The organism is uncultured Polaribacter sp. (assembly GCF_947501385.1).
GTDB lineage: Bacteria > Bacteroidota > Bacteroidia > Flavobacteriales > Flavobacteriaceae > Polaribacter.
This window is the reverse complement of the sequence record NZ_CANMVP010000007.1, coordinates 1-26,192: the sequence shown is the minus strand read 5'-3', so window position 1 is coordinate 26,192 and position 26,192 is coordinate 1. Positions and strand designations below refer to the sequence as shown.

Sequence of the window (26,192 nt, the reverse complement as noted above, 5' to 3'; positions counted from 1 at the left end):
TAACCGCTTGATAATTTTCTACATCAAGTTTCGAGGAGACAAGAAATATTAAACTAATTTCTTTATTATTTCGTTGATAATATCCTCAGCAACTGCTACTTTCGACTTTAATTCAAAGGATTTTTCATTCAAATCTTTATCAATAATAGTAATTTTATTTGTGTCTGTTGCAAAACCAGCGCCTTTATCTTGTAAAGAATTTAAAACAATAGCGTCTAAATTCTTTTTTTCTAACTTCGATTTCGCATTTTGGATTTCGTTATGAGTTTCTAAAGCAAAACCAACCAAAAATTGATGTTTCTTAATCTTACCCAAAGACGCTAAAATATCTTTTGTGGGTGTTAGCTGAATCTCTAACGATGCAGCTGTCTTTTTTATTTTCTGAGTAGCAAGATTTTTTGGTTTATAGTCTGCTACTGCTGCAGAAAGAATCGCAATATCTACTTCATTAAAATATTGATGAGATGCTTGATACATTTCTTCTGCAGAAACTACATCTATTCTATGTACTAAAGAATGTTGTATTTGTTGATGGCTTGGCCCTGAAATTAAATACACTTCTGCGCCTAAATTTGCTGCTGCTTTGGCGATTGCAAACCCCATTTTACCGGAAGAATGATTTCCAATAAAACGAACAGGATCTATCGCTTCATAAGTTGGACCCGCTGTTAATAATACTTTTTTTCCTTTTAAAGGCAATTTTGAAAGTATGTTATTTTCTATAAACGAAACAATATCTTCTGGTGCTGCCATTCTGCCTTCACCAACCAAACCACTTGCGAGTTCACCAGAGGTTGCAGGAATTAAAATATTACCAAAACTTTGTAGTTTTTCTAAACTTTGCTTTGTTGATGGGTGTTGATACATATCCAAATCCATTGCAGGAGCAAAATAGACAGGGCATTTTGCGGATAAATAGGTGGCTAATAATAAATTATTGCAAGTACCACTAACCATTTTAGACAAGGTATTTGCCGTTGCGGGAGCAATCAACATATAATCTGCCCAAAGCCCTAAATCTACGTGATTGTTCCACAATTCATTTTCATCTTCCTTCGAATAAAAAGCGGAATGAACTGGGTTTTTAGAAAGTGTAGAAAGTGTAAGAGGTGTTATAAAATCTTTAGACGCAGGAGTCATAATAACTTTGACTTCTGCGCCTAATTTTATAAACAAACGGACTAAATTAGCCGTTTTGTATGCGGCAATTCCAGCAGTTATTCCTAAAAGAATCTTTTTCCCGCGTAAAACAGACATTACTCAGTCTCTGGAGTTCTGTGATAAACTTTACCGTTTAGCCATTCTTCAACAGCCATAGCAGTAGGTTTTGGCAATCTTTCGTAAAATTTAGAAACTTCTATTTGCTCTTTATTTTCAAATACTTCTTCTAAAGAATCGTTATAGGTTGCAAATTCATCTAATTTGTCTACCAGTTCTTTTTTTAAATCTGAATTGATTTGATTTGCTCTTTTTGCTATGATAGAAATCGCTTCATAGATATTCTCTGTGGGTGCTTCAATTTCATTCTTATTGTAAGTAATTGTACTTAACGGTGCTTTTGTATCTTTATAATCCATACCTAATAATTATTTCTTTTGTAACGTTTCAAACTCTTTTCGCTTTGCAATCAAAGCATCAACTCTTTCTTTTTCTTTTTGCATGGTTGCCAACATTTTATTAGCATCTTCCATATATGGAGACTCTGGAAAGCTTTTCTTAAGCAATTCATAAGCATCAAATGCAGCTTCAATTCTTTCTATTTTTCTTCTATCTGTACTTTTCAACTCAAAATCATGAGCCGCTTTTAATCTGTAATACAAAGCTTCTTCTTTAAATTGAGTTCCTAAAAAATCTTCTAAAAGATTATCAAAAGCTTGTATTGCCGCTTTGTAATTTCTTAAATCGTAATCTGCAGTTCTATAATATGTTTTTGCAATTTCGAAATATTTCTTTTCTAATTTAGCTCTTAACGCTGCGTAATGTTTATTTGCCTCTTCTATTTTGTCTGAAGCCGGATATGTATTTATAAAACTTTGAAAAGCTTCTAAAGCCTTATTGGTGTCTGTTGGATCGATACTAAAACGTGGTGAAGCCAACTTATAACTATAGGCAGACATAAACGCCGCTTCTTCTTTTTTAGAACTTTTTTGATAATTCTTTGTAAAACGATCAAAATAATAGCCTGCAATACTATAATTCTTTTCGTTAAAATTAGACTGCGCTACCATAAACTGAATACGCTCCATTTGAGGCTTTCCTCTATAAGTTGGTGTAATTTTTTCGAATAAACGCAAAGCTTTGCTGTATTTCTGACTTTCGTATAATTTTACGGCCATCTTATACTGCTCTTCTGAAGTACCTTTATTTAATACTTTCTGGTATTCACCACAGGAAAATAGTAGCAAACTAAGTACCAATACATACGCTAAATTTTTAATTTTTTGCATCGGGCAAAATTAGTGATTAATTATGGATTAATAAAACGTTTTTTAACACAGTTCATTGTGCACTACAATAATCTATAAAAAATTGAATATAAAGAGGATTCAGATACTAAAACTTTGTTAATCTTAACCCCCTATTCTTATTGTTAAAACAAGCTATAATTTATCTGCATTAATTATTAAAAAGTGGCCACAAAATCAGCAATTTTAGCTGTTAATTCTTCACTAGCTTTTACCAAAGGCAAACGAACATTATTCTTGCAAATGGCTAATTCTTGTAAAACAGTTTTGATACCAGCAGGATTATTCTCTTCAAAAATAGCATCTACAATCTCCATCATCTTAAAATGAATTGCATAGCCATCCTTGTTTTTTCCCTCTAAACCACAATGAATCATTGTAGAAAATTCTTTTGGATATGCTTGTCCAATCACAGATATAACGCCAGCACCTCCTGCTAATGTAATCCCTAGAGCCAAATCATCATCTCCAGAAATCACTAAAAAATCTGTTGGTTTATTTTTAATTAATTCTAAATATTGTTGCATGTTGTTTCCAGCTTCTTTTACGCCAACAATATTTGTAAAATCATTCGCCAAACGAATTGTAGTGACCGCATCCATATTTTTTGCAGTTCTACCAGGAACATTATACAAAATTATTGGTTTTTCTGTTGCTGCTGCAATTGCTTTAAAATGCTGATAAAAACCTTCTTGAGTTGGTTTGCTGTAGTAAGGTGCCACAGACAAAATACCATCAATCTTACTTAAATCTGTCGTTTTTATATCTTTTACTACTTCTAAAGTATTGTTTCCGCCAATTCCTAAAACTAAAGGCAAGCGCTTCTTATTCGTTTCAACAATTGTATCTATTATTTGCTGTCTTTCTTCTTTTGAAATGGTGGCACTTTCTGCAGTAGTACCATTGATTACTAAATAGTTTGTGCCATTTGCTATATTGAAGTTCACCAATTTTACCAATGCGTCAAAATCGATACTTAAATCTTCTTTAAAAGGGGTTACCAAAGCAACTCCAGTTCCTATAAACTTTTGCATTCTATGAATATGTTAGAAATACAAAATTACAATATTAAGATTGATTTTAAACCAGATTTTTAGGAGTTATAGAAAGAATAAACAACTTTAATCGGGAAGTTTAAATTTAAAGTTTTTTAATAATTTGTAGGTATTTTTTTAATTCTGAAGTAAATTCTTTTACACTTTCAATATTTTCTGAAATTTCAATTTCATACAGCGCAGCATTTGTAGCTGCAAAACCAACTTTAAATCTTGCTTTTGACTGTAAAACAGCACTTTCTAAAAATATATTATTCGTATTAAAATAACCAATTAACAAGTCGAAAGGTTGTTCTAAAAAACTTTGAAAGTTAGTTTGTGTAAATTTTCCATTCCAACTCATCTCTTTGTCGGTAAAATGCTTGTATGAAAAATCATCTATTTTACTGAATTTACGAAAGCTGTATATTTTTGAATTTCTTATTCCTAAAGTGGTTTCTATTTCTTCCTGTACATCTATTTTTAAAGTAATATCTTCGGAAGTAAGAATACCTACAGAGTGTATTTTTTTGGATGAAATAATTTTATCATCGGTATTTTGAGACAGCAATTTCTCTAACTTTTTCTTTAAAATAGTTTCTTTAAATCCTTGAAGCATGCTATGTTGTTGAATTGAAAAATAAAAATAGTATTTATTTTTCGACTATTTCTAATAAATTCAAAATTACATATGCATCTAAAAAATCTAGTTTTATTTCTTTTTTTTGAACACATGATAAGGAAAAAAACATTATTGCTAAAAAGAACAGTTTTTTATTCATTAATAATTTTTTTTAAACATAATTTGTAATATACTTGTAACGTGTTAATGATATCATCATCAAAAACATGTTAACCCCTAACTAGTAAATAATTTTTTTTACGTTTTTTGCCCTAACAAACAAATGTAATTTATATAAAAGAATTTACTCCTACCTAAAAAGCAACTACTATAGTAGTTGCTTTTTCTGGTTTTAGAGAAGTTTTTTATAGCTTTCTTCTATTATCATCAGACTTTGTGTCTATCAATTTGTTATACGGATCTACACCCACTTCCATAGGTTTTTCAGCTACAACAAGTATAATTTTATTGTTTATTTGAGTTATTTTATGTTTTTGAAAATACAATTGCTTCTCTTTGTTTTTACCGTCTATTTCTTCTTCAGTAAAAACGCCAATGTCTATATAATCTGCAAGCGGAAGAGATAAGACTGGTTTTGACATTTTTTCAGATTTATAAGTTAAAGTATCTCCTACTTTTTCTCCGTAAAACTTTTTCCCCTTTTCATCATTTCTATATTTAGACACTTCAAATTCTATATCTACTTGATATTTACCGTTTTCTAACTCAGTAGATGTTACCTCAACAATTCTATTTTTATAAAGTGTAATGGTTTCAAACATGTCTTTAATTACATATTTTAAAGAGTCTGGAGTTACCGCTCTTATATAATCGACCATTTCTATAGACGTTGTATACGGTGGTTCTTGAAATTTTACCTTTTCTACATATTTTTTCAACGCTCCATTTAGTTTTTCTTCACCAATATAATCGCTTAGAGCATATAATACCAGAGAACCTTTTTGGTAACGGATATAACCTTGCCCATCATTATACATTAATGGTTTTTCTCTTTTGGTTTCATAAGTACGTTGCATTAGATACCCATCTAAAGCATCTTTTAAAAATGTACGCATTTTTGGTTTTCCGTGTTGGTGTTCTAACACTTTTAAAGACACGTATTCAGACATACTTTCTGATAACATTGTTGCACCTAAAACATCTGCGCCAATTACTTGATGCGCCCACCATTGATGCGCAACTTCATGAACTGTAATCGCAAACGGATAATCGACACCGTCATCGTTTTCATCATCTACATCTGCAATAAAACCAACGCCTTCAGAAAACGGAATGGTATTCGGAAAAGACTGTGCAAAACTTCCGCCAGTTCTTGGAAATTCAATAATCCTTAACTGTTTATGCTGATACGGACTAAAATTTTCTGAATTGTATTTTAAGGAAGCTTTCATTCCTTTCATCATTCTATCTAAATTAAAATCATGGGGTTTGTGATAATAAATTTCTAAACTAATTCCATTCCACAGTTCTTTTTTCACTTTATATCTCGCAGAATTAAATGCATAAAAGTTCAATATTTTACTATCCATTTTATAGTGAAAATATTTACGATCTCCTTCTAACCATTCTTTTTGCAAATATCCTGGAGCAATTGCAATTTGATCTTTAGAGGTAGAAACCGTTGCTTCAAAATCGATCCAATCAGCATCTTTAGAAATATAAGTATCGCCCAAAGCTGTTGAGTCTGACGGATGTGCTTGCAAATCATTTGGTGGTAATTCGTACTTTTTCCTTGTTTTATTATCAGTTAATTCTGCTTGCGATGAATATCCTAATGAAGGAAACATAGAAAAATTATTAATAAATGTTCCATTTTCTCTAATTGGAGACCTTCTTCTATATTCTGTATTTTGATTACTTTTTACAGTTATAGATAGTTGCAAAGTATCTCCTGGTAGAATTTTTTTATCAAACTTGTAAATATCAAAATGTTGAATTGTATCTTCTAAAACCAATGCATTTGGTCGATTAAATTCAAAAGTACTTTTTAACGAATTGTGGTTTAAAAACAAACTATCTATTTCTTTATCCGTCTTATTTACCATTATATAAGTCGCCGCAGCATCAAAAATTCTTTTCTTCGGAAAAATATTTACATACGTTTTTACAGAAACAATTCTGGGTTGTGCGTAACTTTCAAACTTTTTATAAGTTTTCTCCCATGCTACTGCGTCTAATTCCGCTTGTTTAGATGATGTTCTTTTCGATTTTGTTCCTGTTTCTAAATAAATTGAAGTACCAAGTGATATAAAAGCAATAAAAAATACTCCAAAACCAATTGCTGCAAAACCTTTAAAACGAGATTTTGCAATTACAATTCTTTCTGCAAATGAATTCGGAATTCCACGAACCCAAAACAAAAAAGAAATTATCAACAAAGAAAAACCAGCCAACAACCAATACACTTTATAAAATAAATAAGGTGTTAAAACTCCATAACCATTCATATCTGAATAACTATATCCAGGACCTTGGTTGTATTTAAATATAGCTTGTTCAACTCCTATCAATGATAAAAATGGCATTCCTATAGAAATTACTAACAATATAAATAAGCCTAAATATGGATTTCCTATTAAAGTTTGAATACATATTGATAACAAAGCCCAAACTAAAAAACTTAAAATATCTAATAAAAATAATTCTGTAATATAATGACCAATTTCAAAGTTAAAATAACCGTTGTATGCTTGAAAAAGTATTCCTGCAACCATAATTACAGACAATAAAACCAACTGCATTTTTACCAAAGCAATAAATTTAGAAAGTAACAAAGTCCAGTTAGGAATTGGAGTAGCATCTACCAAATGATTCACTTTTGCAATTTTTGCTCTGTGCACCAACATACCTGCATATAAAAAAGTACAGATGTTTATGGATGCTCCGAAAACGCCTCCAATATTCAACATTTTCCAGGTAACTGGTAAGGTTGGTGTTCCAAAAATATTTCCAATTTCAGACAAACCAACAACCAATAAAACCAAACCAACCAAAACAATGGAGATAAATGCCCAACTTTTAAGGATGTATTTAAAATCGATGTTAGACAACTTCCATGTTGTTTTTAAATTTTGAACGAATGAATAATTATAATTCACTTTTGGAAGTGTAATTCTAATGATTCCGCTAAAATTAGATTTTGTACTTCTCTCTACTTTTGGTTTTCTAAATGATATAGAAATTGCATTCTGACTAAACGTAAAAAATCGATATACCAATCCGAATATTAAAGTAGAAATTGCCAACCATAATAAACGGTTATAAATAATCATTTCTTTAATAGAGATTTGAAATTCGTTTTGTTCAGAAGGCGTCCAATATTTTGTATAATAACTTACAGATGCAGAACCAAAAGGATCTAAAATTGCAGCTAAAGTTCTGTGTTCTGGTTCAGATAAAATACTTTCCACAACGCCTTGCCCGAACATTAAAATAATTACAGTAATAAAACCTGCAGCAATATTTCTTGTAAAAGCAACTACTGCAAAAACGATCGCTCCGAACAATAAAACATTCGGTAAAATAAAGACAAAGTAGGTTTGTAAATAGGTTACAATGTTAAAAGAACCTACAATATCTTGATTTGTTCCTGGAAAACGAAAACCTACAATCATTCCTAAAGCAATCGATAAAACAATAACAGAAACCACAACTATCGAGCTAAAAAATTTCGCGAATAAATAATTGGCTTTTGTAAACGGGTACGAATACAAAATGGTATGCATTTCACTTTTAAAATCTCTATAAACAGAAACACCAATAATAGATGGAAATAAGAAGAAAATAAAAATGGTTAAAGCGTTTAGCAAACCATTTACACCAATCGGTGAATTCACAATTCTAGAGGAACCTGTTGTTGCAGTAATAGAATCAAAAAGACCAGCAGATGAGGCTGATAAAAAGAAGGATAATAATAAAAATATTGATATGTAAATATAAAAAGCGGGTCTGTTAAACCAGTATTTTAATTCTTGTTTGAATATTGTTGAAAACATAAATTGAATGTGTAAAAGTTGAACTGTTTAATTGTTTAATTTTACTGTTAAGCAATAACAGGTTCATCTTGTTTTAAAGCGATAAAGTATACATCATCTAATTGCGGAGTTGACGCTAAAAATTCTTCCGAAGGTTTTTCTGAAGAATGTACTCTAATATTTAATGTATTGTCTTGATTGTAGTTTGATGATAAAATATTAAACGCTGTTTCATTGGCTTCCAGATCATCTCTCTCGATAATCTTCGTCCAAATTGTGCCTTCAATTTCTTTAGTAGCCTCTAATGGAGTTGTATGCTTTAAGATTCTTCCACCATTTAAAATTGCCATTTCATTGCACAATTCTTTTACATCTTCTACAATATGTGTCGAAAATATAACTGTACAATTGGTACCTACTTCACGCAAAACATTTAAAAAACGATGTCTTTCTGCAGGATCTAAGCCAGCAGTGGGTTCATCTACAATAATTAATTTCGGGTTGTTTAATAGCAATTGTGCAATTCCAAAACGTTGTTTCATCCCGCCAGAGTAACCCGCAACATATTTACGCCTTACATCATACAAATTGGTGATTTCTAACACCTTGTTTACAATTGCTTTTCTTTCAGGTTTGTTTGAAATTCCTTTTAGAGTTGCAAAATAATCTAACAAATCTTCCGCAGACATTTTGGGATATACACCAAAAGATTGCGGTAAATAGCCCAATACTTTTCGCAAAGACATATTATCTTCTAAAACATCAATATCGCCAAAAGTAATTGTACCAGCATCTGGACTTTGCAAAGTGGCAATGGTTCGCATTAATGAAGATTTTCCAGCACCATTGGGGCCTAACAAACCAAACATTCCTGTACCAATTTCGATACTTAAATTATCAATTGCTTTTACACCGTTTTTGTAAGTCTTTGTTAAGTTTTTAATTACTAATTCCATGCTCTTGGTTTTATTTGTAGATACGTGTAAAAGTAAGCACTTTTGTTACATTTTTTTGCGATTATTTTACAAGGGGTTTAAACGCCTTGCTTTTTTTTTATATTTTTACAAAAAACAGAAAGACAATATGGCGAAAAAATCAATTTTAAATAAAAAATCACTTACTTTTTTAGAGAAATACTTGAATAATGCTGCACCAACAGGTTATGAATGGGAAGGTCAGAAAATTTGGATGGACTATCTAAAACCTTATGTAGATGAATTTATTACAGATACATACGGAACCGCAGTTGGCGTTATAAATCCAGATGCAAAATACAAAGTGGTTATTGAAGGTCATGCTGATGAAATTTCTTGGTATGTAAATTATATCTCAGATAACGGTTTAATTTATGTGATTAGAAATGGTGGTTCAGATCATCAAATTGCACCTAGTAAAATTGTAAATATTCATACTAAAAACGGAATTGTAAAAGGTGTTTTTGGTTGGCCAGCAATTCATACGAGAGATAAATCTAAAGAAGAAGCACCAAAACCAGAGAATATTTTTATTGATACCGGTTGTGCCACAAAAGAAGAAGTTGAAAAATTAGGGATACATGTAGGTTGTGTCATTACCTATCCAGATACGTTTCATATTTTAAACGGAGATAAATTTGTTTGTAGAGCATTAGACAACAGAATGGGCGGATTTATGATTGCAGAAGTTGCTCGTTTATTGAAAGAAAACAAGAAAACTCTGCCTTTTGGATTGTACATTACTAATTCCGTTCAAGAAGAAATTGGTTTAAAAGGTGCAGAAATGATTACCCAAAGAATAAAGCCAAATGTTGCAATTGTTACCGATGTAACACATGATACAACTACGCCAATGATTGAACAAAAAAAATCAGGTCATTTAGAAATAGGAAAAGGTCCTGTTGTTGCGTATGCACCTGCTGTACAACAAAAATTACGCGATTTAATTACTGAAACAGCAACAGATAAAAAAATTCCTTTTCAACGTTCTGCATTGTCTAGAGCAACAGGAACGGATACAGATGCTTTTGCATATAGCAATGGTGGCGTTGCTTCTGCATTAATTTCTTTGCCATTAAGATATATGCACACCACTGTAGAAATGGTGCATAGAGATGACGTTGAAAATGTTATTCAAATGATTTATGAAACCTTGTTGAAAATAAAAGATGGGGAGACTTTTTCTTATTTTGAGTAATTATTTCACAGAGATTCACAGAGAACAGGGAGTTTCACAGAGAAAAAATTTTGACACAGGTTTCACAGATTTTCACTGATTATTATGTTGAAAAATAATTAATTAAGGATTCAGACCCTTCAGATTTTAAAACCTGAAGGGTCTTGCTTGAAAATAATATTCTAATTCAAAAACAATAGATTTTTACAAGTATTTGTGAACCATCTATCCGTTAAAATCTGTATCAAAAAAATGGACGAACTAATTGACATTCTAACGCCTGAAGGAAAACCAACAGGAAAAACTGCTTTCAAATCGGAAGCGCACCAAAACGGATGGTTTCATGCAACAGTGCATATTTGGTTATTTACTTCGGATGAAAAAATATTGCTTCAAAAAAGAGCTTTGTCAAAGAAAGTGTTTCCAGGGTTGTGGGATATTTCTGTGGCTGGTCATATTGGTGCTGGAGAAGAAACTTTAGCATCTGCTATTAGAGAAGTTTCTGAAGAGATAGGACTCAATTTAAAAGAAAAAGACCTGATAAAAATCGGCACAAGGACGCATCAAGTTTCTCATGCAAATGGAATTCAGGATAATGAATTTCATCATGTTTTTATTGCAGAGTTAAAAGTTCCTATAGAAAAATTAACCATGCAAACTAAAGAAGTTGCTGGTTTACAATTATTTGATTTATCTGTTTTAAAAGAAACAAAAAACCTCAAAAACATATTGCTTCCAAGGTTTCATGAATATTATGTTTCTGTGTTTGATAAAATTATTGCTCGTCTAAAATAGATTCTTGCCGCTACCTGTGGTAGACAAGTACGCAGGAATGACAGTGTCTATATTTTACCACAAACTTGCACTGAAAAACTGCTACATTTTTTACTACATAGGAACGTAAAAAACATAGTTTTGTTGAAACTGTTACTGCTTACTGCTTACTGAAAACTGCCTACTGAAGACTGCCAACTAAAGACTGCCCACTTATTCCGCTGGTTTTTCAAAAAAGGAATCGCCCAATTTACCTTGACTCACTAATGGCAATGTAAATTCTGTTGCAGGTCTTGCAGGTACTGTTGGCATACCGTCTGCATCTTTTTTATACCAGGTAATTTCTTTTGGTAAGATGATTCCATTCACCTTTTCCCATTTGTTATATTTTATCAAATTATAGGCGTCACTAGGTTCTTTAGATTTAAAGGTAACTGTATAGGCCAACCATTCCATTTGATAAGTATTCGGATGGTAATACATGATGTAATTGTCATCAGGAGAAGTGCCTACATTTGCTTTGTATGCTATTTTATATCCTGGATAATTTATACCTTCAAAAACCAAATCAGCTACTTTATCATATATAATTCCGTCATCTGCTAATACAAAAGGCATTGCATAAAAATAAAAATACAGGTTGTAATAAAAAGCAGGATCTCCTTTATAAGTCCCCTTATTTTCTTCGCTTAACCAAACCTCTTCACCATCAAAACCTAAAGAAAAATTTGGCGTATTAATTACTGTTTTTCTAGAATGTAAATCTACCGTATGCACTTCCTCTCCTTTATTAAAAGATAAAATTTGTGCTTTTCTCCAAGTATCTATTCCTCCGTGAGCATCAAAAACGTTGTTTAATTGCTCTGGAAAATTTTCCTTTTTTTTAATTTGAATTTCTTTCTTCTCTGATGCCTTTTTAGAATCATTTTTGCAAGAAATTGTAATTGCGATGATGAGTAATAAAATTATTTTTTTCATTTTGGTTTGATTTTATTTTTACTAAAGTCGATTCTTTTAACGCTTATTTACAAAATTAAGCAATTCTAATGATTAAATTTTTGCCTGATACGTATATAAATCAAAGTACCTTCCTTTGATTGCTATCAGTTCATCATGAGTTCCTCTTTCTACAATACTTCCAGCTTCGATGACTAAAATTTGATCCGCTTGCTTAATAGTACTCAACCTATGCGCAATTACAATCGTTGTTCTGTCTCTTACCAATTCCGATAAACTTTTCTGAATCAATGCTTCACTTTCTGTATCTAAACTAGAAGTAGCTTCATCTAAAATGATGATTTTAGGATCTGCCAAAATTGCTCTTGCAATTGCCAATCGTTGACGCTGACCACCTGAAAGCTTTACGCCTCTTTCGCCAATTAAAGTATTTAGACCCTCATCAAACCTGTCTGTGAATTCATTTACATACGCCGCTTTTACAGCATTTTGTAGTTCTTCTTCTGTTGCATTTGGTCTTGGAAATAGAATATTTTCTTTAATGGTTCCTTCAAACAAAAATTCATCTTGTAAAACCACACCTAAATGCTTTCTATAACTTGATAGTTTTACTTTAGAAATATCTTGCTTATCAATGGTAATTTTTCCTGATTTCGGATTTAAAAACGTTGCAGACAAACCAGCAATCGTAGATTTCCCTGAGCCAGAACTTCCAACCAAAGCCGTTACAGACCCAGAAGGAACTTTAAAATTGATATTATTTAGGACTTCTTTTCCTTCTTCATACGCAAAAGAAACATCGTCAAAAATAATTTCTCCTTGTATCTCATCTAAAATGATGTTTCGGTCTTCATCATCTTCTTCTGCAGACATATTCATCAACTCTTCTGTTCTGTCTAAACCGGCAAGCGCTTCTGTTAATTGGCTTCCAATATTACTCATCTGAACGATGGGTGCAATCATAAAACCAAGCAATAGCGTGAAAGAAAGAAAATCTCCCACTGTCAATTCGCCAGTCATAATTTTATAACCACCAATTCCCATAATTCCTGTGGAAGCAATTCCTAGTAGAAATGTAGATGAACTTGTCATTAAAGCAGTTGCAGTTAAACTCTTTTTTACATTTTGGAATAATTTATCGACACCTCTTTCAAAAGTTTCGTTTTCTTGCGCTTCTGCATTAAAGGCCTTGATAACTCTTACGCCAGATAATGTTTCGATCAATCTACCTTTTACATCGGCATTGATAACAGCTCTATTTCTAAAAATTGGTCGAATATATTTAAATGCTTTTAGAGCAACTATCCCAAAAATGGCCACAGGAACTAATACAAAAAACGTCATAGAAGGACTAATTTTGATTAACAATATCATGGAAATCACAGCCGTAATGGTTCCTCCAACTAGTTGAACCAAACCTGTTCCTATTAAGTTTCGAACACCTTCTACATCACTCATAATTCTAGAAACCAACGCACCCGATTTTGTATTATCAAAAAAACTGATGGGTAAAGACAATACTTTTTTCTGCACTTGTGCTCTTAGTTCTGATATTAAAAACTGCGCTTGTACGCTCAAAATTCGTGTCAATAAAAAAGAAGTTACAGACTGCACTAAAATTGCCAATCCTACAATTAGTAATAAATTATATAATTGGTCGTAATCTTTGTTAGGAATCACCTCATCTAATAACTCCTTACTTTTCCAAGGCAACACCAAACTAGACAATCTACTTAAAACGATTAATACCAACCCTATAAAGACCAATTTCCGTTTTGGCCAAATAATGGTTTTAAAAGCTTTTAAAATAGAAACATTCGACTTTTGATCGCTCTTTTTTTTATCTTTAAGGTGTTGCATTTGTATATTTAATAATGAATATGAAGTGATACTATTAGTCAAAAAATATGCCATACAAAAGTATATGACATATTAACAAAATGAATTTTTAAATTTGATTCAGTTTATTGAAAACATCTCTTCCAAAATTTTGAAAAAAAATAATTAGAATAATTCCGAGACTCTTTTCTAAACTAAATTATCGGCGAAAATCCGTGAAATCTGTGTCAAAATAATTAGAATTATAATCGATTATCAATAATATTTTGCACAACTTCTGGGTTTAATAAGGTAGACACATCGCCTAAATTATCCATTTCATTCGAAGCTATTTTACGTAAAATACGTCGCATGATTTTGCCTGAACGTGTTTTTGGCAATCCTTCTGAAAATTGAATTTTATCTAACTTAGCAATGGGCCCAATTCTATCAGCAATCAATTGATTGATCTCCTTTTTTAAATTGTCATGATTTCTACTTTCTCCTAAATCTTTCAGGGTAATATATCCGTACAAAGCACTTCCTTTGATGTCATGAGGAAAACCAACTATTGCAGATTCTGCTACTGCAGGGTGTTCATTAATGGCATCTTCAATAGGCGCTGTTCCTAAATTATGCCCAGAAACAATAATGACATCATCTACTCTACCGGTAATTCTGTAATACCCAACTTCATCTCGCAGTGCACCATCTCCCGTAAAATAATTGTTTTTATAGGCAGAAAAATAGGTTTCTTTATACCGTTGGTGATTTCCCCAAATGGTTCTGGCAATACTTGGCCAAGGAAATTTGATACACAGTCTCCCTTCCACCTGATTTCCTTTTAATTCATTTCCGTTTTCGTCCATCAAACAAGGTTGAATTCCAATAAACGGCAACGTTGCATAGGTGGGTTTTGTAGGTGTTACATAGGGAATGGGCGTAATCATCATGCCGCCTGTTTCTGTTTGCCACCAAGTATCAATGATTGGGCTATTCTTTTTTCCGACATTGTCATTGTACCAGTGCCACGCTTCTTCGTTAATAGGTTCACCAACAGAGCCTAACACTTTTAAAGAAGATAAATCATAAGTATCTACCAGTTCCGTGCCGTGTTTTGCCAACGCTCTAATTGCGGTTGGTGCTGTATAAAACTGATTTATTTTGTGCTTTTGTACTATTTCCCAAAAGCGCCCGAAATCTGGATAACTGGGTACTCCTTCAAACAAAACGGTAGTTGCACCATTTGCTAGTGGACCATAGACAATGTAAGAGTGTCCTGTAATCCAACCAATATCTGCGGTACACCAATAGACATCATTTTCTTTATATTGAAAAGCATTTTTAAAGGTATAGGCAGTATAGACCATATAACCTGCTGTGGTATGTACCATTCCTTTGGGAGTACCTGTTGAACCAGAAGTATATAAAATAAACAATGGATCTTCCGCGTCCATAATAGTTGCTTCACACACGTCTGAAGCAGCATCTAACAAAGGTTGCAACCATTGGTCACGCCCCTTTTTCATTTGGATGTTTGATTTTGTACGTTTTACTACCAAAACGGTTGCTACACCAGCACAACTTTCTAAAGCTTCGTCTACAATTCCTTTTAGGTCTATGGTTTTGTTTCCTCGAAAAGAACCATCTGAAGTAATCACCATTTTACAATCAGCATCATTAATTCTTGTGGACAATGCCGTTGCAGAAAATCCTGCAAAAACAACCGAATGAATGGCTCCAATTCTTGCACAGGCCAAGGTGGCAATTGCCAGTTCTGGAATCATAGGAATGTAAATACAAACTCGGTCTCCTTTGCCAACATTGTTAGCTTTAAGTACGTTTGCAAATTTATTGACTCTTTTATGCAATTGCTTATAGCTAATATATTCTGCTGCTTCGGTTGGATCGTTAGGCTCAAACAAAATAGCCGTTTGATCTCCACGTGTTGCCAAATGCCTATCGATACAGTTTTCTGTGATGTTCAATTGAGCACCTTGAAACCATTTGATTGCTGGTTTGGCAAAATCCCATTCCAACACTTTGTCCCATTTTTTACGCCAAATAAAATGTTCTTCTGCAATTTCTTCCCAAAAATTTTCGGGTTCTCGAACAGATTTTCGATAGACCTGATAATATTCTTCTAAATGTTTGATGTGGTAATTGCTCATTTCTATATTTTTAATGTGTTGCTGCTCCAGCTTCACTTGGAATTCTTATATTTTCAACAATTTCTTGTACTTCTATTGGAGGCTTTGGGGTAAATTTAGAAATAATTATAGAAACCATAAAATTTGCACACATGGCAATGGTACCAAATCCTTCAGGTGAAATACCAAACCACCAATCTTCCTTTGTACCGCCACCAAACCAACCGAATTTAAATCTCATCATATAGAAAAGCATCAGTAAAATTCCTATCACCATTCCAGAAATAGCACCTTCTTTATTCATTCGTTTGCTAAAAATACCTAAAACAATTGCTGGAAAAAAGGAGGCTGCTGCAAGACCAAAGGCCAAAGCCACAGTGGCGGCGACAAAATCTGGCGGATTGATTCCGAAATACCCCGCAACACAAACGGCAACAACGGCTGCTAATCTTGCTGCGATTAATTCTCCTTTTTCAGAAATTTTTGGGTTGATCATTTTCTTAATTAAATCATGAGAAACAGACGCAGAAATTACCAATAACAAACCTGCTGCAGTAGATAATGCGGCGGCTAAACCACCCGCTGCAACCAAAGCAATGACCCAATTGGGTAAACCCGCTATTTCAGGATTTGCCAATACCATAATATCTTTATCCACTGTAAGTTCGTTCTTTTTTGTGTCTGCTACATATTGCACTTTCCCATCCTTATTTTTATCATCAAAAGTGATCAGTCCTGTTTTTTCCCAATTAGAAAACCATGCTGGTAATTCTGAATATGCTTTATTACTAACCGTTTCAATTAAATTTGTTCTTGAAAAGACTGCAATTGCAGGTGCTGTTGTATATAAAATTGCAATTAAAAATAACGCCCAACCTGCAGATTTTCTTGCATCAGCCACTTTTTTTACGGTAAAAAAACGAACAATTACATGGGGCAAACCTGCTGTACCTACCATTAGTGCTGCGGTAATTAAGAAAACGTCTAAGGTAGATTTACTGCCTGAAGTATATTCTGAAAAACCTAATTCTTTGTGCAACCCATCCAATTTATCTAATAAATATATTCCGTTCTCATCCATTCCCCCAAAACCTAATTGCGGAATTGGATTTCCTGTCATTTGAATAGAAATAAAAATTGCTGGCACCATAAAGGCGAAAATCAACACACAATATTGAGCAACTTGCGTATAGGTGATGCCTTTCATTCCGCCTAAAACTGCGTAAAACAAAACGATAATCATCCCAATAATAACACCTGTATTGATGTCTACTTCTAAAAATCTAGAAAACACCAAACCTACACCACGCATTTGACCCGCAACATAGGTGAATGAAATTAATAATGCACAAAAAACAGCTACACTTCTGGCTGTATTAGAATAATATCGATCTCCAATAAAATCGGGTACCGTAAACTTTCCGAATTTTCTTAAATACGGCGCTAGTAATAAGGCTAATAAAACGTAGCCGCCTGTCCAGCCCATTAAATATACGGAACCATCATAACCGTTAAAGGAAATAATTCCTGCCATTGAGATAAAGGATGCTGCAGACATCCAATCTGCTGCGGTTGCTAAACCGTTTGCTAATGGCGAAACACCACCACCAGCTACATAAAATTCTTTTGTTGACCCTGCTCTAGACCAAATGGCAATGCCTATATAAATGGTAAATGTAATGCCTACTAAAATCCACGTCCAAACTTGAATACTCATAATTTATCTTTTATTATTCATCAAATCCAAATTCTTTATCCAGTTTGTTCATCAGTCTTATATAAATAAGTATGAGCATCACAAAAACATAAATAGCACCTTGCTGCGCAAACCAAAAACCGAGTTTAAAACCACCCAATCTTATTGTATTTAGTTCATCAACCAAAAGAATTCCGAAGACAAAGGAGACCAAAAACCAAATACTTAAAAGTATTGCCAAATATTTTAAATTCTTTTTCCAATAGTTCTTTTTATTTTCTAAAATCATACTTATTGAGCTTAGTATTAATATGTTGCAATATAAATTAAATTGTATACTTTTATAAGATAAATTCTATCTAATTGATGTTACAATTTCCTATTGAAGTTCTACAAACAAACGGGTTCTTTATCCTACTTTTTTTGGTGATTGCTATTTTATATTCTTCCGTTGGTTTTGGTGGTGGCTCTAGTTATCTAGCAATATTGGCGTTAACAGGCATTGCATTTACGCAGATTAGGGCGACTTCTTTGTTATGTAATATTGTGGTTGTTTCTGGGAATGTGCTCTTCTTTTATCAGCAAAAAAAAATAAATTTTAAAAAAATAATTCCGCTAGTTTTATTAAGTATTCCTTTGGCGTACTTGGGCGGATATTTAAAAATAAATCAACAATTTTTCTTTATCTTATTAGGTTTTACACTGTTTTTTGCTGCGATTACCATGTGGATTTCAAAAAAAATAGTTGCTTCTGAAGAAAAAAACAAGCAAACAAAACCAATAAAAAATATAGGATATGGTGGAATCATTGGATTTATCTCTGGTATGGTTGGTATTGGTGGTGGTATTTTTTTAGCACCAGTTTTGCATCTTACAAATTGGGATACTCCAAAAAAAATTGCCGCAGCTGCTAGTTTCTTTATTTTGGTGAATTCTATTGCTGGATTGTTAGGTCAATATGCAAATCCTGATTTCTATATCGATTGGAATTTAACCTCAGTATTATTAGTTACCGTATTTATCGGTGGACAAATAGGAAGCAGAATTAGCAACAATAAGCTTACTCCTATTCAATTAAAGAAGGCAACAGCCATTTTAATCGCTTTTGTAAGTGTACAAATTCTGTGGAAATATTTATTTTAATTTTAAAGTTGAAATTGCTAGTCCATCAAAAACTGAAAAGAGTTAAATATTAAAGTGATAATGATTGTTTTCTAATGGTTGAACAAATATCTTTGACCGCTTCATAAAAAAAAATAAAAAATGTTAGAAAATATCTTTACCCTTTTCATGCTAATCATGTTACAAGCTGTTTTAGGCTTTGATAACTTATTATACATTTCTCTAGAATCAAAAAAAGCACCCTTAGCTGACCAACAAAAAGTTAGAAAAAATGGTATTTTAATTGCGATTATATTGAGGATTGTACTTTTATTCTTACTCGTTTCAATCATCGACTATTTTCAAGAACCTTTTGCTTTTTTATCAGGAAAAATTGAAGATGTAGTCAGTTTTGCATTTAACGGTCACAGTATTATTGTATTGTTAGGTGGTGGATTTATTATTTACACAGCAATAAAAGAAATTTGGCATATGATTGCAACTCCTGATTTTGAAAATTCTGAGATGGTAAATACTAAAAGATCAAAATCTTCTAAAGCGGTAATTTTTAGTATTGTTTTAATGAATCTGGTTTTTTCTTTCGATTCAATTCTAGCTGCCATTGGTCTTACCAGCGAAATAGAAAATACTACCACAGCTTTTATTATTATGGCTATTGCTATTGTAATTAGTGGTTTATTAATGCTGTTTCTCGCTGATAGAATCTCTGTTTTCTTAGCAAAGAACAGAATGTATGAAGTTTTAGGACTGTTTATTCTTTTTATTGTGGGTATTATGTTAGTTACTGAAGGTGGTCATTTAGCACATTTAAAACTTTTTGGAAACGAGATTGTTCCTATGAGTAAAACTACTTTTTACTTTGTGATTGCTATTCTTATTATAACGGATGTTGTACAAGGAAGATATCAGAGAAAATTAATGACTGAAAAAAAATAATATAAATTTCATACTATCAAAAAGGGCGTTTTAATCAACGCTCTTTTTTTTGTCTTAAAAATTAGAAATATTAATAAATGTTTAACTATTTTTAAAATAGATTAGACAAAATAAGTTTTATATTTGTATAGGAAATGATAAAGTTTTTAAAAGCAAATAAAAATATTACTTCTGAAAATGGTTTTTCAACATTTATGTGTTGATTTTTCAAATAAGAAGTTTTTTGGTTGATTGATAAACCGCTGTTTTACAGCGGTTTTTTTTATTTTAAATCTGCGATACTATCTTGAATTCTTTGCGTAGTGATCTGCAGGATTCTTCTATTTACTTCTGATGCACAAGTATTATAAAAATCAAATTCATCTTCAGTAAAATGACCCGCGATAAAACCAACCGTCATATTTTTATAATTGTTATCTGTTTTATAAATAGACGAAATTCTTCCTCTCTTTTTTTGCTCTGATAAACTATTAAAATCAATTTTTCTTTTTTGTAAGTAATTTTTAAAAGAAGCGATTAATAATGCGTGTTGCATTTTAATTATAGGTCTTAAAGTTTTATTTTGAAACAATTCAAACTCAGACATATTTTCTTTTATTAAATCTTCTAATACTGGTCTTTCTTTAGTCATTTTCTAGTAATTCATCTAATTCTAATTGAAAATCGTATTGTAAATCTTCGTGTAATTTATCGATTATTCTTCTGATCATTCTCACTTGAGTCTCAAAAATACTTTGCAAACGTGTACTTCTTTTTATCGAAGGTCTAAACGCTTTCATCTTTTTACAGAAATACAATAATAGCTCTACTTCTGTTTCTTTCTTTTTAGAATAGCGAATGTGTTTTTTAATGGAAGTCAAAATTTTTCGTGCCCCTTTTCTTATATAGAAATAATTCTTGGTATTAATTTCTGAAAACTGTAGATCTACTTCTTCTTTAATATTTTGAATATACATTTCTTCATTATGTGATTCAAACAATAAATACCCAAGTAATTCTTTATTTTCCTTTTTAAACCTCGCCAATTGCAAGCACAACACTTTTAACTCATCTGAAGATTTATGAGCAATTTCGTCTTTAAGTTGTTTTATAGTGACAGTTTTCATCATTCAATGTAACAAGGGAGCATGCTCCCTTGTATAAAAATATTATTTTTCACTAGGAATCAGCACCATTTCATTCACATCTTTATCGTAATCTACTCCATCAACTTTAAAACCGAATAAACTAAAAAACTCATCACTGTATCCTTGTAAATCTCCTATTTCAGATAAATTTTCTGAAGTGGCTTTTTTCCAAAGCTCAGCAATTTCTGCTTGTACATCTTCACGCATTTCCCAATCGTCGATTCTAATTCTTCCTTTTTGGTCTAAAGCTAAATCGCCACCAAACAAACGTGTAGCATATAAACGCTGAATTTGCTCTATACAACCTTCGTGAATTCCTTTTTCTTTCATCACTTTAAACAACAAAGAAATATATAAGGGAATTACAGGAATTGCAGAACTCGCTTGTGTAACTAAGGCTTTATTTACAGAAACATAAGCTTTTCCTCCAATCGATTTTAAATCATCAGTAATGGTAAAAGCAGTTGCTTCTAAGTGATCTTTTGCAGCGCCAATGGTTCCGTTTCTATACACTGGTTTGGTAACATCTGGACCAATATAAGAGTAGGCAACAGTGGTTGCACCTTCAGAAAGTAAGTTCTCTGCTTTTAAGGCATCCATCCACATCTTCCAATCTTCACCGCCCATTACAGTAATGGTGTTTTCTATATCTTCGCCTTCCGCAGGGTTTATAGATATTTCTGTTACATTTCCTGTATGAAAATCTACTGTTTTATTGGTAAAAACTTCGCCAATTGGTTTTAAAACAGATTTGTATCTTTTTCCTGTATTTGGATGTGTTCTTACTGGTGAAGCCAAACTATAAATCACCAAATCTATCTGACCTAAATCTTCTTTAATTAAATTTACAACTTGTTGTTTGATCTCATTAGAAAAAGCATCTCCATTGATACTTTTTGCATACAAACCTGCTTTATGTGCCTGTTTTTCAAAAGCCGCAGTATTGTAATATCCTGGTGAACCTGGTCTTCCTTCCGTTGGAGGTTTGTCAAAGAAAACACCAATGGTTGCTGCATCAGAACCAAAAGCACTTGTAATTCTTGATGCCAATCCAAAACCTGTTGAGGATCCTAAAACTAGTACTTTTTTAGCGCCCTCAATTTTTCCTTTCGATTTTACATATTCTATTTGATTTTTTACGTTTTGCTCACAACCTGTTGGGTGTGATGTTAAACAGATAAATCCTCTTGTTCTTGGTGCTATAATCATGATTGTTTGTTTTTAATCTAAATTTAAATTTGAAAAAGAGTGTCATTTCGACGTTAGGAGAAATCTCTAAAATTAAAACTAACAATATGAGATTCCTCCTCTTTTGCTTTGCAAGCTACATTTAATTAAATGTAATGTTCGGAATGACAAACCTAACTATTGCTTCGATTCTAAAAAAGAATTCACATTCTTCTCAATTCTCTCCAACACATTATCTGTGCTAGCTTTTACAAAAACTTCTCCAGTAATTTGTTCGTATAATTCTATATATCTATTAGAAATTTCGATAACTTTATCATCAGACATTGCTGGTATTTGCTGATTTTCTTTTCCTTGAAATCCGTTTTCGATCAACCATTGTCTTACAAATTCTTTCGATAATTGTTTTTGAGCTTCGCCGTTGTCTTGTCTTTCTTGATAACCATCCGCATAAAAATAGCGAGAGGAATCTGGTGTATGAATCTCATCAATCAATACAATTTTACCTTCTTTTGTTTTTCCGAATTCATATTTGGTATCTACTAAAATAAGACCTCGTTTCGCAGCAATTTCTGTTCCACGTTGAAAAAGTTTTCTTGTATAATCTTCTAAAACTACATAATCTTCTTCAGAAACAATTCCATTCGCTAAAATGTCTTCACGAGAAATATCTTCATCGTGTTCGCCATTTTCTGCTTTGGTAGAAGGTGTAATTATCGGTCCCGAAGTCTCGGGAGGAAATTGATCATTTTCTTTTAGACCTTCCGCCATGGCTACGCCACATAAAACTCTTTTTCCTAATTTATATTCGCGAGCAGCATGACCAGACAAATACCCACGAATAACCATTTCTACTTTAAATGGCTCGCATAAATGCCCCACTGCAACATTTTCATCTGGATTTGCCATTAACCAATTCGGAACAATCGCTGCTGTCTCGTTCATCATTTTAGTGGCAATCTGATTCAAAATTTGACCTTTAAAGGGAATTTGACGTGGTAAAATAACGTCGAAAGCAGACAATCTATCTGTAGCAATCATTACTAAAAGTTCATCATTAATATTATAAACTTCTCTTACTTTGCCTTTATAAACAGATTTTAAATTCGGGAACTTAAAATTCGTTTCGTTAATTGTATTCATTATTGTTGATTGTGTTGTTGATTGTGCAAAAATAAGAATTTTACTTATCTTTTTTTTGTTTTGCTGTTAAAGAATAAAACAATGAAAATGAAGAACCAATTATAAGAAACCACAAACCAGTACCATTTAAAATCTCTGGAATTAAATTTGAATCTTTATTCTCAAATATTTGAATTAACACTCCTAATAAACAAAGTAATAAACCTAACATTGCAACTAATTTCTTACCCATAGTCTTTGTTTATAAAATTTTTTATTTACTTCAAAATATTTTTTATTTCTTGCCTTTCAAAAGAGAATGTACGAGATCTATCATCAACAGTATGAATAATTATCAGTAGCACGTTCTTTAAACGAGTCCTATCAATTACTATTTTTTCATTTTTATAAATTTCATGAAAAACCTTTATCAGTTCATCTAAAATTAAAACATCTATATCCTTAATTTTAATTTCTAGTTCTTTTTTTTCTAAATTTAGTAATTCATAAAAACCTACAGCTAATTTTTCTTTTAATTCAATATCTAAAGTATTAACAAATGTTTTTTCTTCATTTATGGTTACTCCAGATATTTTTGCAAATAAGTTTCTCAAAAAAAGTATTATTTTTTTTACTTCTCTTTCAATAAAATCATTTTCTTGTTCCAAATCTTAATGCATTCAAACTTATTCTGTTTCTATACTTTTATAAGCACCAATAATTTTTCGCACCAATTTATGTCTTACCACATCTTTATCGTCTAAATATACTTGTGCAATGCCTTCAATATCTTTTAAAGCTAGTAAAGATTCTTTAAGACCAGAAATTTGTTTTCTTGGTAAATCTATTTGCCCAGGATCTCCGGTAATAATAAATTTTGCGCTTTTACCCATTCGTGTTAAAAACATCTTCATTTGATTGTGGGTGGTGTTTTGCGCTTCATCTAAAATGACAAATGCGTTGTCTAAAGTTCTACCACGCATAAATGCCAAAGGGGCAATTTGTATGACTCCTTTTTCTATATGAGACTCTAATCTTTCGTGTGGAATCATATCTCTTAAAGCATCGTATAAGGGTTGCATATACGGATCTAATTTTTCTTTTAAATCACCAGGAAGAAAGCCTAAATTCTCTCCAGATTCAACGGCGGGTCTTGTTAAAATGATTCTTCGTACTTCTTTTTCTTTCAGCGCTTTTACCGCCAAAGCAACGGCTGTATAGGTTTTTCCTGTTCCAGCAGGACCCACTGCAAAAAGCATATCGTTCTTCTCCATTAAAGTAACCATTTTTCTTTGGTTCTCTGTTTGAGGTTTGATTAATCTGCCACTAACTCCATGTACTAAAACATCTTTCGCTTTTTTTGAAGCGGTTGTTTTTTCGTCACTTCCATTAGAAGTTAGAATTTGTTCGATACTATTTTCGTCTAGTTTGTTATATCTATTGTAATATTTAATTAACCTTTCTATTCTAATTTCAAATTCATCTAAAAGATCGGGTTCTCCATAAATTTTCATTTTAGCCCCTCGTGCAACAATTTTAATTTTAGGGAAATATCGCTTAAGCTGTTCTATAGTGCTGTTTTGTGCTCCAAAAAAATCTCCTGGATTGATCTCTGTGAGTTCTATAATACGTTCGTTCAAATGTTTAAATTTTGTAGATTGATACCAATTTTATTTCAATTAAAAATAGCGAATTAAATTACTAAAATGATTAGATTTGCGTAAAGTAATTCATAACTTTTACACATTTAATTAACAGCTATCAATTAATGTCTCTAATTACCTTAACCACAGATTTTGGAACCAAAGATCACTTTGTAGGTGCTGTGAAAGGAGCAATTTATTCTGAACTTTCAGAGGCGAAAATTGTAGATATTACACACGAAATAGCTCCATTTAACATTACTGAAACTGCGTATATTTTAAAAAATTCTTATAAAAGTTTTCCTAAAGGAACCATACACATTGTGGGTGTAGATTCTGAATTGAGTGCAGATAACAAACACATTGCTCTAGAATTAGACGGACATTATTTTGTTTGTCCAGACAATGGCTTAATCTCGATGATCGCCTCAGAAATTAAACCCACAAAAATTGTAGAAATTAATATTCACGACAGGATAGAAAGCAGTTTTCCTGTATTAGATGTTTTTGTACAAGTGGCTTGTTTTATTGCAAGGGGTGGAAATCTAACGGTAATTGGCAAAGAAATCAAAGCATTTAAAAAATTAATTGAAATTCAGCCAAAAGTAAATCAAGCGCAAAATCAAATTATTGGCGGTGTTGTTTATATTGATAATTATGGAAATGTAATTACCAACATTAGCAAAAAAATGTTTAATGACATCGGTAAAGGAAGAGCTTTTAAGGCAACTGCTAGACGGTATTCTTTCTCTAAAATATTTACAAAATACAATGAAGTAGCTGATAATAGTACGCATGAAAATCACCAATACGATGGTCATAAATTAGCTATTTTTAATGCAGCTGGCTTTTTAGAAATTGCCATTTACAGAAGTAATTTAGATACTGTTGGTGGCGCTTCATCACTTCTAGGCTTGGGCTATAGAGATGCCATTAGTATCGATTTTTACAACGAAACAACGCCAGATTTCACTCCAATATCATAACTATGTTTGTACGAATTGTAAAGATGAGTTTTCATCAGAAACACATAGCAGCTTTTGAATTAATTTTTGAAGAGAAGAAAACATTCATTAGAAATTCTGAGGGTTGTAAATTATTAGAATTATATCAAGATAAAACAAACCCTGAAATCTTTTTCACCTATTCCTATTGGGAAGAAGAACAAGATTTAGAAAATTATAGAAATTCTGAACTTTTTAAAGACGTCTGGGCAAAAACCAAAGTTTTTTTTAATGACAAACCAGAAGCTTGGAGTGTCGATAAAAAGATGAGTTTGCAGTAAGCAGTAAGCAGTAAGCAGTAAGCAGTAAGCTGTATGTCCCTGATATAGGTTGACCACTTAAACCAAAGTGTAAGCTTATGAAAGCAAATTTAAAACAGTTAAAGAAA

The 26,192-nt window shown here is 32.1% G+C and carries 25 protein-coding genes; 6 read left to right on the top strand and 19 right to left on the bottom strand.

Features of this window, described 5'->3' with window-relative positions; genetic code table 11:
• Positions 1-48: 48 nt before the first annotated feature.
• From coaBC to Q0998_RS06180, 7 genes are all read right to left on the bottom strand, one after another.
• Entirely contained in the window at positions 49-1,257 is a 1,209-nt protein-coding gene (coaBC, locus tag Q0998_RS06210) for a bifunctional phosphopantothenoylcysteine decarboxylase/phosphopantothenate--cysteine ligase CoaBC (protein WP_299667686.1), read from the bottom strand.
• Positions 1,257-1,577: a DNA-directed RNA polymerase subunit omega gene (locus Q0998_RS06205; protein WP_299667683.1), complete on the bottom strand. Its 321-nt coding sequence runs from the start codon at positions 1,575-1,577 to the stop codon at positions 1,257-1,259. The genes coaBC and Q0998_RS06205 overlap by 1 nt, the downstream gene beginning before the upstream one ends.
• Before the next feature lie 9 nt (positions 1,578-1,586).
• Entirely contained in the window at positions 1,587-2,447 is an 861-nt protein-coding gene (bamD, locus tag Q0998_RS06200) for an outer membrane protein assembly factor BamD (RefSeq protein WP_299667679.1), read from the bottom strand.
• A 176-nt stretch (positions 2,448-2,623) separates the two neighbouring features.
• Positions 2,624-3,499 carry a 4-hydroxy-tetrahydrodipicolinate synthase gene (gene dapA, locus Q0998_RS06195; protein WP_299667675.1) on the bottom strand — a complete coding sequence of 292 codons (876 nt, stop codon included), beginning with the start codon at positions 3,497-3,499 and terminating at the stop codon, positions 2,624-2,626.
• A gap of 106 nt (positions 3,500-3,605) precedes the next feature.
• Complete coding sequence (locus Q0998_RS06190) at positions 3,606-4,118, bottom strand: hypothetical protein (RefSeq protein ID WP_299667672.1); 513 nt, start codon at positions 4,116-4,118, stop codon at positions 3,606-3,608.
• 368 nt (positions 4,119-4,486) lie between these two features.
• On the bottom strand, positions 4,487-8,137 hold the full coding sequence (locus Q0998_RS06185; RefSeq protein WP_299667669.1) for a M1 family aminopeptidase: 3,651 nt from the start codon (positions 8,135-8,137) through the stop codon (positions 4,487-4,489).
• A gap of 47 nt (positions 8,138-8,184) precedes the next feature.
• Positions 8,185-9,072, bottom strand: coding sequence for an ABC transporter ATP-binding protein (locus Q0998_RS06180; RefSeq protein ID WP_299667666.1), 888 nt, complete (start codon positions 9,070-9,072; stop codon positions 8,185-8,187).
• 127 nt (positions 9,073-9,199) lie between these two features.
• Here Q0998_RS06180 and Q0998_RS06175 point away from each other — a divergent pair, with 127 nt between their 5' ends.
• Together Q0998_RS06175 and Q0998_RS06170 are read left to right on the top strand one after the other, a co-directional pair.
• Positions 9,200-10,288: a M42 family metallopeptidase gene (locus tag Q0998_RS06175; protein WP_299667665.1), complete on the top strand. Its 1,089-nt coding sequence runs from the start codon at positions 9,200-9,202 to the stop codon at positions 10,286-10,288.
• Positions 10,289-10,519: 231 nt separating this feature from the next.
• Positions 10,520-11,062, top strand: coding sequence for an NUDIX domain-containing protein (locus Q0998_RS06170; RefSeq protein ID WP_299667664.1), 543 nt, complete (start codon positions 10,520-10,522; stop codon positions 11,060-11,062).
• A gap of 192 nt (positions 11,063-11,254) precedes the next feature.
• On the opposite strand, the gene Q0998_RS06165 is transcribed toward Q0998_RS06170, so the two are convergent.
• From Q0998_RS06165 to Q0998_RS06145, 5 genes are all read right to left on the bottom strand, one after another.
• On the bottom strand, positions 11,255-12,019 hold the full coding sequence (locus tag Q0998_RS06165; RefSeq protein ID WP_299667663.1) for a DUF6503 family protein: 765 nt from the start codon (positions 12,017-12,019) through the stop codon (positions 11,255-11,257).
• Positions 12,020-12,091: 72 nt separating this feature from the next.
• On the bottom strand, positions 12,092-13,858 hold the full coding sequence (locus Q0998_RS06160; protein ID WP_299667662.1) for an ABC transporter ATP-binding protein: 1,767 nt from the start codon (positions 13,856-13,858) through the stop codon (positions 12,092-12,094).
• 221 nt (positions 13,859-14,079) lie between these two features.
• Positions 14,080-15,987, bottom strand: coding sequence for an acetate--CoA ligase (gene acs / locus Q0998_RS06155; RefSeq protein WP_299667660.1), 1,908 nt, complete (start codon positions 15,985-15,987; stop codon positions 14,080-14,082).
• Between the two features lie 10 nt (positions 15,988-15,997).
• Positions 15,998-17,683 (bottom strand): sodium:solute symporter family protein, encoded by a 1,686-nt coding sequence (locus Q0998_RS06150; RefSeq protein WP_299667658.1) that lies wholly within the window; start codon positions 17,681-17,683, stop codon positions 15,998-16,000.
• A gap of 13 nt (positions 17,684-17,696) precedes the next feature.
• The gene (locus Q0998_RS06145) at positions 17,697-17,951 is read right to left on the bottom strand and encodes a DUF4212 domain-containing protein (RefSeq protein WP_299667655.1); all 255 of its coding nucleotides are present in this window, start codon (positions 17,949-17,951) and stop codon (positions 17,697-17,699) included.
• 77 nt (positions 17,952-18,028) lie between these two features.
• Between Q0998_RS06145 and Q0998_RS06140 the strand changes: the two genes are divergently transcribed.
• Together Q0998_RS06140 and Q0998_RS06135 are read left to right on the top strand one after the other, a co-directional pair.
• Positions 18,029-18,805 (top strand): sulfite exporter TauE/SafE family protein, encoded by a 777-nt coding sequence (locus tag Q0998_RS06140; RefSeq protein WP_299667951.1) that lies wholly within the window; start codon positions 18,029-18,031, stop codon positions 18,803-18,805.
• 120 nt (positions 18,806-18,925) lie between these two features.
• Positions 18,926-19,720, top strand: coding sequence for a tellurium resistance protein TerC (locus Q0998_RS06135; RefSeq protein ID WP_299667652.1), 795 nt, complete (start codon positions 18,926-18,928; stop codon positions 19,718-19,720).
• A gap of 262 nt (positions 19,721-19,982) precedes the next feature.
• Here Q0998_RS06135 and Q0998_RS06130 read toward each other — a convergent pair whose 3' ends face one another.
• The 7 genes from Q0998_RS06130 to Q0998_RS06100 form a co-directional block, all read right to left on the bottom strand.
• A complete protein-coding gene (locus tag Q0998_RS06130) occupies positions 19,983-20,351 on the bottom strand; it encodes a glyoxalase (RefSeq protein WP_299667650.1) in 369 nt (122 codons plus the stop codon).
• The gene (locus Q0998_RS06125) at positions 20,344-20,826 is read right to left on the bottom strand and encodes a hypothetical protein (RefSeq protein ID WP_299667948.1); all 483 of its coding nucleotides are present in this window, start codon (positions 20,824-20,826) and stop codon (positions 20,344-20,346) included. Before Q0998_RS06125 ends, Q0998_RS06130 begins: the two co-directional genes overlap by 8 nt.
• 42 nt (positions 20,827-20,868) lie before the next feature.
• Entirely contained in the window at positions 20,869-22,056 is a 1,188-nt protein-coding gene (gene fabV / locus Q0998_RS06120; RefSeq protein WP_299667648.1) for an enoyl-ACP reductase FabV, read from the bottom strand.
• A 156-nt stretch (positions 22,057-22,212) separates the two neighbouring features.
• On the bottom strand, positions 22,213-23,178 hold the full coding sequence (locus Q0998_RS06115) for a phosphoribosylaminoimidazolesuccinocarboxamide synthase (RefSeq protein WP_299667646.1): 966 nt from the start codon (positions 23,176-23,178) through the stop codon (positions 22,213-22,215).
• 40 nt (positions 23,179-23,218) lie between these two features.
• Complete coding sequence (locus tag Q0998_RS06110; protein WP_299667644.1) at positions 23,219-23,410, bottom strand: hypothetical protein; 192 nt, start codon at positions 23,408-23,410, stop codon at positions 23,219-23,221.
• 25 nt (positions 23,411-23,435) lie between these two features.
• Entirely contained in the window at positions 23,436-23,771 is a 336-nt protein-coding gene (locus tag Q0998_RS06105; protein ID WP_299667642.1) for a hypothetical protein, read from the bottom strand.
• Between the two features lie 72 nt (positions 23,772-23,843).
• The gene (locus tag Q0998_RS06100; protein ID WP_299667640.1) at positions 23,844-24,797 is read right to left on the bottom strand and encodes a PhoH family protein; all 954 of its coding nucleotides are present in this window, start codon (positions 24,795-24,797) and stop codon (positions 23,844-23,846) included.
• 128 nt (positions 24,798-24,925) lie between these two features.
• Between Q0998_RS06100 and Q0998_RS06095 the strand changes: the two genes are divergently transcribed.
• Together Q0998_RS06095 and Q0998_RS06090 are read left to right on the top strand one after the other, a co-directional pair.
• Positions 24,926-25,786 carry an SAM-dependent chlorinase/fluorinase gene (locus Q0998_RS06095; RefSeq protein ID WP_299667637.1) on the top strand — a complete coding sequence of 287 codons (861 nt, stop codon included), beginning with the start codon at positions 24,926-24,928 and terminating at the stop codon, positions 25,784-25,786.
• A gap of 2 nt (positions 25,787-25,788) precedes the next feature.
• Complete coding sequence (locus Q0998_RS06090) at positions 25,789-26,085, top strand: antibiotic biosynthesis monooxygenase family protein (RefSeq protein WP_299667634.1); 297 nt, start codon at positions 25,789-25,791, stop codon at positions 26,083-26,085.
• The last annotated feature ends 107 nt before the right edge of the window (positions 26,086-26,192 follow it).